Origin of the sequence: Corallococcus sp. CA041A, from assembly GCF_003612075.1 — a bacterium.
Classification (GTDB): Bacteria; Myxococcota; Myxococcia; order Myxococcales; family Myxococcaceae; genus Corallococcus; species Corallococcus exiguus.
In genome coordinates this window covers 1-15,154 of the sequence record NZ_RAWF01000244.1, presented here as the reverse complement: position 1 = coordinate 15,154, position 15,154 = coordinate 1, and the positions used below count along the sequence as shown (strand labels likewise).

Below are 15,154 nucleotides of genomic sequence, written 5' to 3'. Positions count from 1 at the left end.
GCGGGGGAGCTTTCACACGGCGGCTTGTACCACTTCCGAGCCCGGGCGGAGGACTTGGGACGTCGGGTACGTCCGGGGCTGTACGAAGGACCGGTCCTTCCGGGCTTTCACGCCCCGCCGCGAAGGTGCGGAGCCAGGAGCGCCGCGACGGCCCCTGTCCCCAAGGACAGGTCCGAGGAGGACAGCACCAGCCGCTGCCGCCGGCCGCCGTCCAGCGACGAGCCCTCCAGGAGGGACGTGAGGCCCCGGGGGCCACGGTCCAGGTCGAGGACCAGCTCCAGCGCGTCCTCCTGGGGGAAGGGCAGGAGAGCGAGCGAGCGAGGCGGGCCGCTCCACTCCGGGCCGGCGTGGAACTCCAGTTCCTGCACGAAGGGCTCGTCGCGACCCAACGGGGACCCAGCCTCACAGTACGAGTTGCGCCACTGGAAGCCCAGCTGTCGCACGGCCTCAATCACGGTCTGGAGGGACGGGTGGGGCAGGACGTGGACGCGGTCGCTGTCCTCGGGGTTGAGGGCGTTGTCGATGTCGAGCGCCGTCTTGATCCACACGGGCGTGCCGCGCTCGGTGATGGGCGCGTGGGCGGGGATGCGCAGGGAGAAGGGGATCTCACGCTCCTCGCGGGGCTGGAGGGTGAAGGGGTTGGCGACGCGCCAGGTGCGCACGACGGCGTTGAGCGCGCTGAGGCGGTCGTTGTCGCGCTGGAGGTACTGCGCCATCAGGTGCAGGTCGATGCGGTCGATGCGCTGGGGCGTGTGGCCGCCCTGGACATGGACGAGTCCACGCAGGTCGCCGCCCGCGCGCACGGTGTCGTGTTCCAGGCGGGTGTCCACCCGCGCGCTGCCAATGCCAAGGCGGGCGAGCATCTTCATGAAGGGCATGAGGGACGGCATAGGCCGGATGGACGCCGCGCGAAAGCCTGTGTGTCTGGCTGCCTGCCCATCATGCGGCCCCTGCACCGGAGGGACGGGCGCGGCTTGCGGGGTGGCCTGGCGCGTCACCAGCGTAGGGCTTCACCACGGGAGAGGTGCATCATGGCGCAGGGGACATCCAGGCGGGTGCGGTACGCGGTGGTGGGAGCGGGCAACCTCGCGCAGGTGGCCATCCTCCCGGCGTTCCAGCACGCGGAGGAGAACTCCGAGCTGGTGGCCATCATCTCCTCCGACAAGGCGAAGCGGGTCACGCTCCAGGAGAAGTACGGCGTGGAGCACGTGGGGGGCTACGAGAACTTCGAGCAGGTGTTGCGCGACTCGAAGGCGGACGCGGTCTACCTCGTGTTGCCCAACACCCTGCACCGGGCCTTCACGGAGCGTGCGGCGCGCATTGGCGTGCACGTCCTCTGCGAGAAGCCGATGGCGACGTCGGTGGAGGACTGCGAGGCGATGATCCGCGCCACGAACGAGAACGACGTGAAGCTGATGGTCGCGTACCGGCTGCACTTCGAGGAGGCGAACCTCCGCGCCATCGAGCTGATGCGCTCAGGGCGGCTGGGGAATCCGCTGGTGTTCACGGGGACGCTGACGCAGCAGGTGCGCGAAGGCGACATCCGCACACGAGTGGACGTGGGAGGCGGGGCGCTGCTGGACGAAGGGCCGTACCCCATCAACGCCGCGCGCTACCTCTTCCGCGACGAGCCGCGCGAGGTGTTCGCGTTCACGGGAGGAGGCAGGGATGGGCGCTTCCACGGCGTGGATGCATCCGCGTTCGCGCTGATGCGGTTCCCGAACGGACGGGTGGCCCAGTTCGCCATCAGCCACGAGGCCTCGGCGGTGTCGAGCTACCGGTTGGTGGGGACGGAAGGGGACCTGCTGGTGAAGCACGGCTTTGGCTACGGCACGGACATCCAGCACGAGCTCACGGTGGGCGGAGAGACGGAGACGCGGACGTTCAAGAACAGCGACCAGTTCGCGCCGGAGCTCGTCTACTTCTCGAAGTGCGTCCTGGAGGACCGGGATCCGGAGCCCAATGGCATTGAAGGCCTGGCGGACGTGCGCATCATCGTCGCGTTGCAGGAGTCGGCGCGCACGGGGAAGCCGGTGAAGCTGGCCCCGTTCGAAAAGCCGAAGCGGCCCACGCTGGAGCAGCTCATCGTCAAGCCGCCGGTGGAGCCGCCAGAACCGGTGAACGCCCCGGCTCCGGCGGAGGGATAGGGCGCAGGGGTTGAGGGCTGTGTCCATCGGTGGTCTGGTGGACGCATGGACGACCATCAGGAGTTCGCCCGTCAGGTGTTCGCGTCGCAGCCCTTCAGCCAGTTCATCGGCGCGCAGCTCGCCAGCGCCGGGCCTGGGACCGCGGAGCTGCGGCTCCCCATCGTGGACCATCTGAAGCAGCAGCACGGCTTCGTCCACGGGGGCGTGCTCAGCTACCTCGCGGACAACGCCATCACGTTCGCCGGTGGCCTGGCGCTGGGCGGCAACGCGCTGACCTCCGAGTACAAGATCAACTACCTGAAGCCCGCCGTGGGCACGCTGCTCATCGCGCGGGCCCAGGCGAAGGCCGCCGGCAAGCGGCAGGCTGTGTGTCAGTGTGAAGTCTTCGCCGTGAAGGATGGCACGGAGACGCTGTGTGCCCTGGCGCAGGGCACGGTGGTCTCCGCGGCCTGAAGGCGCATCAGAACTTGAACAGGTCCTTGATGCCCTTGCCGACGTCCTTGGCCTTGTCGGCGACCTTGTCCGTGACGTCCTTGGCCGTGTCGCCGACCTTGTCCGTGACGTTCTTCGCCGTATCGCCAACCTTGTCCGTGACGTTCTTGACGGCCTCGCTGGCCTTTCCGTTGGTGAGGTTGTCGACCGTGCCCTTCAGCTTGTTGAAGTCGATGGTGTACGAGGTGCCGACGCCGACGCCCACACCGAGCGCCGCCTTGGCCTTGCCGCCGATGGTGAGCTTGCCGTCCTCGAAGGCCACCTTCGCGTCCACCGCGGCGCCCACGCCAGCGATGGCGCTGCCCGTCACGGAGCCCTGCACGGGGCCGAACTCGCCGCGAGCCGTGGCGCTCGCCTCGGCGCCCACCAGCGCGCCCGCGCCGACCTCGGCGCCCATGTCGCCGTTCTTGGGGTTCAGGTCGATCTTGGCCTTCGCGTCCGCGTTGGCGCCCACCAGCGCCTCGCCGTGCACGCCGCCGTAGACCTTGCCCTCCACCTTGTCGAGCCCGATGTCCTTCAGGTCCTTGCCGAAGCCCGCGTCACCGCGGAGGCTGGCGATGTTGGCCTCGGCGCCCGCGCGGCCGCCGATCTCCCACGGCATCACGCGGTAGGACGCATCGCCCTGGACCTCGGCGGCGCTCGCCTCGATCTGCGCGCCGGTGCCGTCCTTGGAGAAGCCCGTGCCGGTCTTGAACTCCGCCGCGTCCTTCTGCCACGACACGTACTTGCCGCTCTCGTTGCCCGCCACCTGGCCGGGGCCCGTGTTGCCCTGCGTGACCTGGCGCCCGTCCTTCTTGTCCGCGCTGGCCTGGGCCTTATCGCCCTTGCGCGAGTCCATGAAGATGTCCTGGCCCCACTCCTTGCTGAACTTCGTGTCCGGCTGGTTCTTGTCGATGAAGCCGGGCTTCTTCTCGGTGGCCGCGGACGGGCCAGCAACGGCGGGGGAGTTCGAGGCGGGCGTGGACGCGGGGCGGTTGGAGACGCGCATGGGAGACCTCGGGGGGCGGCGAAGGAGGGGAGAGTCGGGGATTTGGAAGAGGGACCGGAGTGCTGCGTCCGGTCCGTGATGACCAATCCCTAGAGCACGGCCCGTGCCAGCCCTCCGGCGAGGCCGTCTTCCCTCTGAAGCGCATGTTTCGAGAGGTGTCTGGGCGGCTCGAAACTGGTGAGGCGGATCATCAGTGCTGGTGACTCGTGTCACCAGGAGGCCCATCCCGCGTTTCATGACGCCGCGTCACAGGTGCCGTGACGACCCAGGCGTTTTTCGCGAGGGCCCCGTTCCGCATATTGCCAACCGTTCCGGGGCGCACCGCTCCGGCCTTCACGAGGACGGCAAGACCATGGCGACGAAGATCGGGATCATCGGCAAGGGGAACGTGGGCGGCGCGCTGCAGCGGGGCCTGGCTCGCGCGGGGCACGAGGTGCGGGCCGTGGGCAAGGACCCCGCGGCCGTGCGTCAGACGGCGGCGTGGGCGGAGGTGGTGTTCCTGGCGGTGCCCTTCGGCGCGCTGGACGACACGCTCCGCGCGCTGGGCGACGCTGTGAACGGCAAGGTCGTGGTGGACGTGACGAACGCGCTGACCGCCGATATGCAGCTGGCGCTCGGTTTCACCACGAGCGGCGCGGAGGAGCTGCAGAAGAAGGCGCCCCAGGCGCGCGTGGTGAAGGCCTTCAACACGGTCTTCGCGCAGCACATGGACCAGGGACAGGTGAAGGGCGAGAAGCTCAGCCTGCTCGTGGCCTCGGATGACGCTGGCGGCAGGGAGCGTGTGCTGGGCCTGGGGCGTGACCTGGGCTTCGACCCGGTGGACGCGGGACCGCTGCGCAACTCCCGGTGGCTGGAGTCGCTGGGCTACCTCAACATCCTGCTCGGCTACGTGCAGAGGCTGGGGCCGGACATCGGGTTCCGGCTGGTGCGCTGAGTCAGCGGCGCTTGCGTCCCGTGGCCAGCGGGGCCCTGGAGGCGAAGAGCTCCGCCACGAAGTCCAGGAACACGCGCACCTTGGGCACGGCGGACTTGTGCCGTTCGAAGAGGGCGAAGACGGTGCGTGGCTCGGGCTCCAGGTCTTCGAGGATGAGCTCGAGCTTGCCCCGGGAGAGGTGTTCGGCGACGTGGTACTCGTAGGTCTGGATGATGCCGAGCCCGCCCAGCGCGGCGTGCGTGAGCACGTTGCCAGAGCCGGCCATGAACCTGCCCCGGGCGGCGAAGGTGACCTCGCCCCCAGGCCCCTTCAGCCGCCACGGAAGGGGGCCTGTGTTCGACAGGTACGCGATGCAGGTGTGTTCCCGCAGCGATGCGAGCGTCCGGGGCCTGCCATGCGCGGTGAGATAGGCAGGGGATGCGACCAGGATGGAGCGCGCGCGGGCGAGCTTCCGTGAGACCAGGTCGGAGTCCCGCGTCGGCGCGAGGCGGAGGACCACGTCGACGCCCTCGGCGGTGGGGTCGATGATCCGGTCGCGGACCGTGAGGTCGATGGACACGTCCGGGTAGCGTTCCAGGAACCGGGGCAACGCGGGCCCGACGACGTAGTCCGCGAGCGGGATGGGGACATCGACGCGCAGGCGGCCTCGCGGCGTGACGCTCGCCCGCGCCAGGGTGGCGTTGACCGCTTCGAGCTCCGCGAGCATGCGAGTGCAGTGCTCGTGGTACACGGCCCCTTCATCCGTGAGGCTGAGGCTGCGGGTGGTCCTGTTCAGGAGCCGGACATCCAGCCTGCCTTCCAGCCGCGAGATGATCCGGCTCACGCCCGAAGGAGTCAGCCCCAGGTTCTCGGCGGCCCGCGTGAAGCCGCCCAGGTCGACGGCCTTGATGAAGACTTCGATCTCCGAGATGGAGTCCATGTTGCCGTCAGCTCACAGCCATTCATGACCTGGCGTCAATGGGATGCATCCATGCAGGCGAGCGCCCCGGCCTCAGGTGGGGCGCGCCCACAGTTCGCGGAGGTCCGTCGGAAGCTCGCCCGCGATGTCGTCGCTCTCGCCCTCGGAGATCTGCGCCTGGATGGCGCTGAAGACCGCGCGGACGATGGGTTCTGCGTTCTCGGCCTCCACGCCCAGGTCCGTGGAGACCATCGCCAGCATCTCCGCCCGGCCGAACTTATGGGGCGGCGGCCCGGCTTCGTGGCGGTCGCACCGCACCAGGAGCTCGCGCAGCTTGTGGGGCAGCTGGGCCTCCATGTCGTTGTCCTCCTCGCCGAAGAGGCGCTGCTCCAGCACGCACAGCACGGAGAAGGCGGCTTGCTGGGCAGCCTGCTCGTCCTGGAACTGGCCTACGTCGCGCAGGTACTTGAGGAAGGCTTTGTAGGTCTGCGACGTGCGGGACTCGTGGCGCATGCGGCGGCGCTCGTCGAGCGGGATGTCCGTGCTGCGGTGCGTGGGGCTCCCTGCCTGCTGCCCGGTGCCGGGGATGTCTTGCGCTGCCATGTCTGATTCCTCGTTCCTCGGAGTGGGGTCCGACCCCAAAGCTGGAGCGCTCGCGAATCCAGAGGAAGGCACGCGCCGCCCTGCGAGCCGCCCGCTTCCCGTGGGCGGGGGCTGACGGGAAGCGCTTGCTCCCGCCACCCGTCATCGCCCTTGCATTGGTGCAAGCGCATCCGAATCTCTCCAGTGAGGTGCCGTCATGCGTGAAAGACTTCAACCCAGGGGAGAGGCCCTTCGAGGCGCAGCCCGCAGGATCGCGGCGCGGAGGGCCGAGGAACCGGACACTCCCATGATCCAGATCATCACGGAGGCAGCCCGCCACTACGACCTCTCGCCAAGCGAGGAGCAGATGCTGCTGTCGGATCTGCTGCCCGGGAGTGCGGAGGCGCCCCAGCCCTGACGCAGCACGGCGGATGTCTGTCATTGAATGGAGGTTCGTGAGTCGGACGCGACCACGATGGGCGGTAAGCGATTCAGGCCTGACTCAGGAAGGGAAGCGAGTCTCGCGAGAATTTTCCTCGCAATCCATTGCATGAATTTCAGGCGTTGGCTGTCTGGACAAGGCTCCCGGGAATCGTCTATCTGATTCTGGGGAAGCGATTCCCCTTCCTTGGGGGCTGTCCATGAAAAGCTTGACGGTGGTGGCTGCGTTCGCGGTGTCGGCGCTGGGCATGGGTTCCGCGCACGCGGCGACGCTGACGTTCACGGTGCAGAACAAGATCACGACCAGCGCGATCACCAATTCCTACTTCAACGGCTGTGCCGCGGTCATCCCGGCCCTGACCTCGGTGGCGGCCAGCTCGACGTCCGGGGTGTACCAGACGGACTGTGGCACCAACTCCGCCGTCTACATCGAGTACACGAGCGGCAGCAAGACCTGTCGCTTCAACATGAGCAGCATCTGGACCCCGCCCAACCCGATCCTGGGGACGTCCGGCTACTGGACGCCCGCGGGGAGCGCCACGTCCAAGGGCAGCACCACCGCCACGTGCAAGACGACGCTGGTCGGGCTGGGATCGAGCGGCAGCTACACCTGGGCCCTGTCGATGCAGTGATGCGAGGGCGTTGACCTGGGAGCCGTCCTGCCTGTGCGCGGGGCGGCTCCTTGTCTTTGCGGGGGAGGGCTGGAAAGCGCGTGAGGCCCTGGAGTAGATGAGCGCCCATGAACCTGATTCGACTGTCGGTTGTGGGCGTGGGCGTGGCGTTCCTGGTTGCAGGCTGTGGGGGCCGCCGGAGCAACTCCAAGGTGGACTTCTCCCAGATGGGGCCATCCATCAATTCCAAGCGCTATGCGAACCTGGAGAAGATCGCCGCCAAGGATCTCAAGTGCCAGGAAGAGCTGACGCCGCAGTACCTGGGTGAGAACCAGTACCGGATGATCGGCTGCAACACCGAGGGCGTCTACGAACTGCGCTGTATCATGGGGCAGTGCTCCTGGATTCCGGACGTGAGGCTCCGCGCCGAGTTCGACCTGAGCTGCGGGAAGGCGGAGCTCCAGGCTTCCAAGCTGGACCGCGTCACCACGGGCGTCGTGGGCTGCGGGAAGCGCGCGACGTACCGGCTGCGTAAGGCGGGCTATAGCTATTCGTGGATCCTGAACTCGCCCGTGACCCAGGATGAGGTCCCTGCTTCGGTGCCTGTTCAGGCTCCGGCGCCTGCTTCGGCGCCCGCGGACGAAGTGCCGGTGCCGACCGAGCTTTGACGTGTACGGATGTGAATGCCCCAGGACGCGCCCGCTTGAGACATGTCTCATTTCCTGAGAAATGTATTATGAGTACAAATGTCGTGTTTCTTACGGTCTCGTCGGAAATAATTCACGAGACCCATGAAACTCTACGGACAGATAGAAACCTCGGAGCCTGGCAGCCTGGAAGCATGCACGGTGCTGCTGGGCCAGTCGCCCAACACGCCCCTCTTCACCGCTGAGCTCACGAGCCCGCAGGGTGGGTTCTTCTTCCAGAAGATCACCGCCTCCGCGCTTCCCTTTCCCCTTTCGCTCTATGTCCTCCGCTCGGGGGTTTCCGTCGTGGAGCACACCTTCGCCGACAAGGCCGCGCTGAACGCGGTGCTGGTCGCGGAGAGCAAGCCCGCCGCGGCGGACCGGCGGGTCATCCTCCAGCTGCCGGCGCTCGCTCCCGCGGTGAAGGTGGCCCCGCGCACGTCGGTCACGACGATGGAGGCCGCGACCGCTTCCCGGCTTGAGCAGAAGGCCCCTCTGTCGCCCCTCACACCTACCGCGACAGCGCCGAAACTGGAGGAGGTGGAGTTCATCTCCGTCCTGGGCGCGGTGGAGAGCTCCGCCGGCTCCGTCTCGGGGTACACCCTGGAGATCTCCTGTCCGGACACCATCGCTGGAGACAGCGACGTCACCCCCATCCACCAGGAGTTCCTGCTCGGGCCCACGGGCGCCTTCCAGTTGACGCTCGCCATCACCGGCCGCATCTCCAGCAGCCCTCTCACCTTCGTGGTGCGCACCCCCAACGGCCTGCCCACCCGGCTCGTCTCTCCGACGCACCTCACCGTGAGCCAGGCCGCGAAGATGGCGGTGGTGAAGGTGCAGGTGGAGCCGTTCTCGCCCAACGTCCTCGTGCCGAGCTCCAGCGCGCCCACCACCCGTGTCCTCAAGGGGCGCCTGGTGGACCCCACGGGCAGGGCGCTGACGCGGCAGCAGATCCTCTTCCAGGCACTGCGAGGTGACGGGACGAGCCCCCCGCTCAAGGTGTCCCTCGCCGCGGTCACCACGCACAGCAGCGGCAACTTCTCCGTGGTGGTCCCCAACGAGCCGTTCCTCGGGGCCCACGCGGTGGTCTCCTCCCGTCCCGACGAGGAGCTCCCCATCGTGCTCAACGCGGATGGGACCTTCCCCGCGTTCACGCTGCTGGTCGTCGCGACAGGGAGCACGACCGAGGCCGCCAGCGGTGAAGACGACTGCGCTTGCAATGACCCGCCCCCGCGCCTGCCGGGCACGGAGGAGCTCGTCGCCAACGAGTCCAGCTACTCGCAGGATATCGGCGGCTCCTGCGTCAACTTCACGGTCCCCAACCGGTCGCTGGAGGAGTTCAGCCACTACGCCATCGTCCGCACCACGGACCCGCGCGGCCAGCTCGTCCCCATCCGCGAAGCCCCCGCCTGGGAGTGGAATGGCGACACCTCCGACCCGGCTGGCTACGCCCGTCATCTCCACCGCACCTTGCGGCAGACGCTGGGGAGCAAGAACCCCCTGCGCTGGGACGACGACGCCACCGACTATGAGTTGTATCAAGCCGTGTCGCTGGCGCACGGCCACGTGCTCCACTTCAAGCAGACCTTCAAGGCGGACGGCTATTCGATGGGGGACCTGCTCTACTCCCTGCCGCTGGCCCCCGGGCAGAAGAAGCAGCTCGTCATCTATGACTGGAACCGGGAGGACGGGGCCTCGCGCGATGAGGCCACGGTGGCCGAAGAGGGCCTGACCCACAACCTGTCGAGAGACCGCGACATCGACGAAATCCTCAGTGGGACCGTCCAGGAGTCCATGCGGGGTGGCAGCTCGGCCAAGACGCGCGGCTTCTCCTTCGGCCTGGGGGGCGCTGGCAGCGGCAGCAAGAACGGCGTGGCCGTGGGGTTGTCCACCGGCTTCAGCATCTCCGGCGGTTCAGGGACGTCCTCCGCGTGGCAGGACAACACCCGCGACATGACGTCCAGCCTCCACAACCGGCTGCGTGACGCCACCATGCAGGCGACGTCCTCCGTGCGCAGCCAGCGCTCCACCGTCGTCACCAGCGCGAAGCAGGGCGAATCGCTCTCCGTGCAGACCGAAGTGGTTGCCAACCACAACCACTGCCACGCGTTGACCATCCAGTACTTCGAAATCCTCCGGCACTTCGTCATCGAGCAGCAGGTGGTGGACGTCCAGGAGTGCCTCTTCGTCCCCTTGATGATGAGCCTCTTCACGGACGCGAAGATCCTCCGCTGGCGGGAGTGCCTGTCCGAGCACCTGCTCTACTCCCTGGAGACGACCCGGGGGCAGGAGCTGCGCCGGGGCTTCGACGCGCTGGATCGCATTGCGCGGAACTACCAGGGCACGGACTTCCCCCGCCGCGTGGAGTCCTCCGGCGCGGTGACCTTCCTGCCCTACAGTGAGGAGTCCATCGAGGAGTTCTCGGGTGAGCTCCAGCTCCGCCTGACGCTGAGCAGGCCGGCGGATCAAGCGGATGGGTCGATTGACGCCGCCGCCTGGGCCACCCTGAGCCATGTCTTCCTGGGGCTGGACATCCGGGGCATCAGCAACCTGTTCGTCAAGCTCGCCATCGAGGAGCGCGAGCGCACCTTCCAGACGCAGCACGCCCCCGCGCTCGCCCGCAACTTCGTCGAGCAGCTTCGCTTCGAGGCCATCCTCGCGGACGGAACGACGGTGAAGGACCTGCGGCTGGACTGCACCCTGCTCACCGACTACGCCCCGGGCCGGCTGTTGACCGTCTCCGTGCGCTCCACGCGGACCACGGACATCAAGGCGCTCAAGGCAGGGGTGGCCCAGCAGCCCTTCACCGGCACCCCCGCGGACCTCAAGCGCAGCCAGATTGTCGGACTGCGGCTGAACTCTCCCAGCCTGAGTCTGTCGGGCAGCTTCGCCGTCGTCGACCGGGGCACGCTGCGCTACCGCACGCCCCACTTCAGCGGGACGCTGGTGAACAACCAGGCCATCCGCAACGACATCGGCTTCGCGGATCAGATCTACCTGCCCACGCCCATGAAGCCCGAGGAGCAGCGCAACCCCTGGCAGGAGGACCAGCGGCTGGCCCAGCAGCTCCGGGATCACCTCAACCAGGAGAACCTGGAGTACTACCACCACGCCATCTGGTGCCACGGCATCACGCCGCACCGCCGGTACATGATGCTGGACCGCATCCATCTGGCGCAGGACGAGTTCAACTCCATCTATGCGCAACGCGGGGTGCTGGGCCGCTCCCTGGCCTCGCTGGTGGAGAACCGGCTGCTGGGGGTCGCGGGCAACTCGCTCGTGTTCCCGGTGGCCCGTGGCCTCAACCTGGACCCCACCTACGAGATGGGCACCCCGGACCAGAGCGGCAGTGGGGCCATGGCCCATGCCTCACTGCTGGAGCACTACCAGACGGAGGCCGAGCGCGAAGGAGGGCAGGGCGCGGTCTTCCGCCTGAGCGTGCCCACGCCCGGAGTCTTCGCGGAGGCCGTGCGCGGCGCCTGCAACGCGTGCGAGCGCATCGATGACACGCGCTTCTGGAGATGGGAGCAGTCGCCCTCGGACGAGCCCACCGCCATCAACCCGGTGAGCACGGACAGCCGCTACCAGACGCCGCAGAGCACCACGCCCACCGCGCTCCCGCAGCCCATCGTCAACATCCAGAACGCACCGGCCGCGCCGGATCCCACGGGGGTGGGCTCGCTGCTGAACGCGCTCACCCAGGTGAGCCCGTTCGCCAACCTGACGGGCCTGGACCAGAACCAGAAGAACGCCCTGTCGGCGATGACCTCCAACCAGGAGACCGCGCGGGCCTTCGGAGAGATGGCCACGAAGCTCGCGCTGTCAGCCCAGAGCAGCCGCAACTCCGCCGTCCTGAACGAGCAGATCGACAAGGCCTTCCCTGCCGCCAGATCCCCGGCGAAGAACCAGGAGTGGAAGGAGCGGTTGCTGAGCGCGCAGCTCGGCGGCGATTCCCAGGCTTCGAGCTCGAAGGCGTCGCCGCTGGATCAGTTGGACCTGAGTCAGACCATCGACGCGGTCCGCGGTTCGCCGGGCATGGAGGTGGACGTGGGGCCGTCCCAGGTCGCGGTTCGCAACCGCTCGGGCCGCCGCAGCGCCAGCTCCGCGGTCTCCACGCCGGTGGTCCCGGAAGAGCAGGAGCCGTCGCCCCCGACGGTGTGGCCGTTCATCGAAGGCTACTCGCAGATCACGGCGGCCTACCCGCGACTGACGCAGATCCTCGAAAGCTCCAGCGTCTTCCGTCGGTCCGTCATCGAGCCCTTCGCCAACCGCAGTGCCAGCGACTACGTGCCGTTGATCATCGAGGTCACTTCGAACGCCACGCGCGGCATCGATGGCCAGTGCATCATCGAGGTGCGGGACCCTGCCGACACGACGACGCCGGGCGGATCATGGATTCCGCTTCACCAGCTCACCCGGGACCTCGCCGGGTTCGACATGTCCCGCGACGTGCGGATCCGCGTCCATATCGCGATGAGGGGACAGGCCACCAAGCACCCGGGCGGCATCCTCTTGATCATCTCCCACGAGTGGGCGCTGCATGGGCTTAGCAACCGCGAGACGATTCTCCAGGCCCGGAGCGGGAACTGGACGCTGCAGGAGCTTCGCGACGGCTACATCGCCGATATGGTCAGCCATAAGGACCACCGGCAGATCGCCTCGAGCACCCATGCGACGTACGAAGCGGTGAACGATGATCTGGAGCAGCTGCTTGCCGATATGGATCCTCCGGTCACAGTGAAGATCAAGCCGTCCTATGTTGGCGAGGGGACCCAACTGCTGCCGCTGCCCGCCCGAGTCGTCGCGGTCCAGGGCAGCAGGGTCGACGTATTGAACCGCCAGCACCACCTGTACACGGCCCACCAGATGTTCGCGTTCGAGCGCGACATGGAGAAGACCTACAAATACAATCCGGCACATCCCATGAGCTACCTGCGGTCGGCCACGCCGGCCGACGCCTTCCCGTGGGAGTACCTCGATTCCGACCAGGGTCGGCGGTAGGGGACGCCGGAGTCCGGCTGCCCGAGGATCCGGTCCGTCTTGGTGGCGATCTGCTCCAGCTGTCCCTCTGGAGCAACTCCAAGACTGTGGAGCGGAGGCAATCACCTGGTGGCGGGGCTCTTCCCGAAGGCGAAGGCATTCATGACGAACCGGCTGGTGGTATCCGTCCTTGTTCTTTCGCTGCTCGGCGCGTGCGCGAATCGACCTGGGCTCCGCCTTGACCTGGGGCAGGGGCGAACCATTGATTACGTGCCGCGCGCCTCCATGCGGCCGGTGGTAGTGGATGCGGACGCATTCGAAGAGGCGCTCTCCGCTTGGGTCCTTGAGTTCCCGCTTTCGCTTCGCACAGAGCGGCAACCCTGGTTGGTTCGAGCCGCCTATCCGGGAAGCACGCCTGACGCAAGCTGGCGAAGCCTGATGCGCAAGAGCTTCGGAGGAATCTGTCGCGCGAACCAGGAGAGCGAGGATTGCCTCTCGCTCTTCGCCAACGTTTCAGCCTTGAGCGAGGCGGATAGGCTGGGCGTCGCGCTGGGCCTTTCGGTGGGCCCGCTGAAGTCGAGCATCGCCAAGGCAGTGGAAGACACCTTGGCACCGCAGCTCTTCTACACCGTCATCGCGACAGGACTTATCACCTGGGCGGTGCTCGCGGCCAATCCAGAGCCTGTCTTCACCAAGTCAGCCGCGGTTATTTCCGCAATCCTCCTGGTCTACTTGGGCGTAGAGACCTTCCTGACGGTGCTGGAGGCAAGTCGGGAACTGAAGCAGGCAACGGAGAAAGCGACCTCCGCCCGAGAGTTGGATCAGGCAGGGCAGCACTTTGCGAATCGTGTCGGGCCGGAGATTGCGCGTGTTTTCGTCCTCGCGGTGACGGTCGTGGTGAGTCAGGGGCTGACCGGGGGCGCGGCGTCACTGGCGTCACGGCTTTCGAGAATGCCCGGCTACTCCGAGGCAGCGGTGGTGGGCGCAACCCGAGTCGGAATCGAACTGGCTCACGTAGGGCAGGTGAGCTCGGTGGCCATCGCAGGCGACACCCTCGTAGTCTCACTTCCCGCGACGGCGGTTGCGATGGTGGCCCGGAATGGAGCAGGAGCGAACAGCAATCCAGGCGGTCCACGGTCCTGGAGGTCGTTCAGCGGCCTCAAACGAGCCCTTGGCTCGGCGGAAGACGGAAAGCAGTGGCACCACATCGTCGAGCAAACGCCGGGCAACGTCGATCGATTTGGGTCCGAGGCCATCCACAACACCGAGAACGTCATTCAGCTGGAACAAGGACTCCACAAACGGCTGAGTGGGTTCTATTCATCGATTCAACAAGAAATCACCGGCTCGCGGATCCTGACAGTGAGACAGTGGTTGAGCACGCAGTCTCTTGAGGCCCAGCGCGATTTCGGTCTGCAGGCTATCGAGAAAGTCCAGAAGCGAATCTGGGGAGTCTGGAAGTGACGATGGAAAAGCTCGTGGAAGCGTTCGCACGGCATGTGGCGGCCCAGAATGATGCAGTCCGGCAGGGCGATGCGAAGACCGCGAACAAGCAAGCCAAGAAAGTGAACGAAACGTTCGACAAGTTGTGTGCGCACGGCAACGTGGGTCGAGATGCGCTCGCGGCTCTGTTCATCCATCAGCGCATGGACGTCCGGGTCAAGGCGGCGGCCTTCCTCCTCCGTCATCGAACGGACGAAGCCAAGGCCGTCCTCAATGAGGCTGCTCAAGGGCAGGACCTCGTTTCTTTCGCCGCCTCCGAGGCGTTGAAGCGCTGGGCAGAAGGAACCTGGGCGCTGGACCCCGGGTAGGGACAGCTCAGTCCTGCCAGTGGATGTTCCACGGATGCTTGGGGAGGTCCGGGACTAGGTTCTTCAGCTCGTCGTAGAGGGTAGGGTCGTTGAGCTGCGCGCCGCCGACTCCCTGGCCGGCGTCGAACTGTCCGAGGGTTCGGTCCGCCTTGGTTACGACCTGTTCCAACTGGCCCTCTGAATCAGCACCAAGGCGGACTTCTCCCTGAGGGGGTCATCCATCAATTCCAAGCGCTATGAGAACCTGGAGGGGAACGCTGCCAGAAAACTCACGCGTAATGCAGAGCTGACACCACAGTGCCTGGGTGAGAAACAGCACTGGATGATTGGCTGCAACGCGGAGGGTGGCTACGCACTGCGCCGTGATTGACCGGTGCACCTGGACTCCAGGCGTGAGGATCCATCCTGGGTTTTGGCACTGATTTGTCGAATTGCTATTATTTGTTTGGATTGAAGCTGGACATTAGCTTCCAGTGAACCACGTCATCACTGCTATTGGTGGGTGGCAATGGGTGATACTCAAGTTTTAGTCGATCGGCCAGCCATGCAAGCTGGGGCGGACTTAGCAGGTATTTCCACAGACC

13 protein-coding genes are annotated in these 15,154 nt (G+C 66.7%); 8 read left to right on the top strand and 5 right to left on the bottom strand.

What is annotated here, in order from left to right; translation table 11 throughout:
- Positions 1-107: 107 nt before the first annotated feature.
- Positions 108-878 (bottom strand): sporulation protein, encoded by a 771-nt coding sequence (locus D7V77_RS32680; protein ID WP_158624537.1) that lies wholly within the window; start codon positions 876-878, stop codon positions 108-110.
- Positions 879-1,031: 153 nt separating this feature from the next.
- Here D7V77_RS32680 and D7V77_RS32675 point away from each other — a divergent pair, with 153 nt between their 5' ends.
- The gene (locus D7V77_RS32675) at positions 1,032-2,147 is read left to right on the top strand and encodes a Gfo/Idh/MocA family protein (RefSeq protein WP_120580194.1); all 1,116 of its coding nucleotides are present in this window, start codon (positions 1,032-1,034) and stop codon (positions 2,145-2,147) included.
- Between the two features lie 45 nt (positions 2,148-2,192).
- Positions 2,193-2,600 carry a PaaI family thioesterase gene (locus D7V77_RS32670; RefSeq protein ID WP_120580193.1) on the top strand — a complete coding sequence of 136 codons (408 nt, stop codon included), beginning with the start codon at positions 2,193-2,195 and terminating at the stop codon, positions 2,598-2,600.
- A 7-nt stretch (positions 2,601-2,607) separates the two neighbouring features.
- Here the strand turns inward: D7V77_RS32670 and D7V77_RS32665 are convergent, their stop codons facing one another.
- Positions 2,608-3,627 carry a hypothetical protein gene (locus D7V77_RS32665; RefSeq protein WP_120580192.1) on the bottom strand — a complete coding sequence of 340 codons (1,020 nt, stop codon included), beginning with the start codon at positions 3,625-3,627 and terminating at the stop codon, positions 2,608-2,610.
- A gap of 352 nt (positions 3,628-3,979) precedes the next feature.
- Between D7V77_RS32665 and D7V77_RS32660 the strand changes: the two genes are divergently transcribed.
- Positions 3,980-4,561, top strand: a complete 582-nt coding sequence (locus D7V77_RS32660; RefSeq protein ID WP_120580191.1) for an NADPH-dependent F420 reductase — start codon at positions 3,980-3,982, stop codon at positions 4,559-4,561.
- 1 nt (position 4,562) lies between these two features.
- On the opposite strand, the gene D7V77_RS32655 is transcribed toward D7V77_RS32660, so the two are convergent.
- Together D7V77_RS32655 and D7V77_RS32650 are read right to left on the bottom strand one after the other, a co-directional pair.
- The gene (locus D7V77_RS32655) at positions 4,563-5,480 is read right to left on the bottom strand and encodes a LysR family transcriptional regulator (RefSeq protein WP_120580190.1); all 918 of its coding nucleotides are present in this window, start codon (positions 5,478-5,480) and stop codon (positions 4,563-4,565) included.
- 72 nt (positions 5,481-5,552) lie between these two features.
- Positions 5,553-6,062, bottom strand: a complete 510-nt coding sequence (locus tag D7V77_RS32650) for a DUF2267 domain-containing protein (protein ID WP_120580189.1) — start codon at positions 6,060-6,062, stop codon at positions 5,553-5,555.
- Between the two features lie 620 nt (positions 6,063-6,682).
- Between D7V77_RS32650 and D7V77_RS32645 the strand changes: the two genes are divergently transcribed.
- The 5 genes from D7V77_RS32645 to D7V77_RS32625 all read left to right on the top strand — a co-directional run bounded on the left by D7V77_RS32645 (position 6,683) and on the right by D7V77_RS32625 (position 14,570).
- Positions 6,683-7,114 carry a hypothetical protein gene (locus D7V77_RS32645; RefSeq protein ID WP_120580188.1) on the top strand — a complete coding sequence of 144 codons (432 nt, stop codon included), beginning with the start codon at positions 6,683-6,685 and terminating at the stop codon, positions 7,112-7,114.
- A 107-nt stretch (positions 7,115-7,221) separates the two neighbouring features.
- Complete coding sequence (locus D7V77_RS32640; protein ID WP_120580187.1) at positions 7,222-7,761, top strand: hypothetical protein; 540 nt, start codon at positions 7,222-7,224, stop codon at positions 7,759-7,761.
- 123 nt (positions 7,762-7,884) lie between these two features.
- Entirely contained in the window at positions 7,885-12,780 is a 4,896-nt protein-coding gene (locus tag D7V77_RS32635; RefSeq protein WP_120580186.1) for a hypothetical protein, read from the top strand.
- Positions 12,781-12,888: 108 nt separating this feature from the next.
- The gene (locus tag D7V77_RS32630; RefSeq protein WP_368666218.1) at positions 12,889-14,223 is read left to right on the top strand and encodes a hypothetical protein; all 1,335 of its coding nucleotides are present in this window, start codon (positions 12,889-12,891) and stop codon (positions 14,221-14,223) included.
- A gap of 2 nt (positions 14,224-14,225) precedes the next feature.
- On the top strand, positions 14,226-14,570 hold the full coding sequence (locus D7V77_RS32625; RefSeq protein ID WP_120580185.1) for a DUF2019 domain-containing protein: 345 nt from the start codon (positions 14,226-14,228) through the stop codon (positions 14,568-14,570).
- Between the two features lie 7 nt (positions 14,571-14,577).
- On the opposite strand, the gene D7V77_RS43950 is transcribed toward D7V77_RS32625, so the two are convergent.
- Positions 14,578-14,739, bottom strand: coding sequence for a hypothetical protein (locus D7V77_RS43950; RefSeq protein ID WP_158624536.1), 162 nt, complete (start codon positions 14,737-14,739; stop codon positions 14,578-14,580).
- Positions 14,740-15,154: the final 415 nt, after the last annotated feature.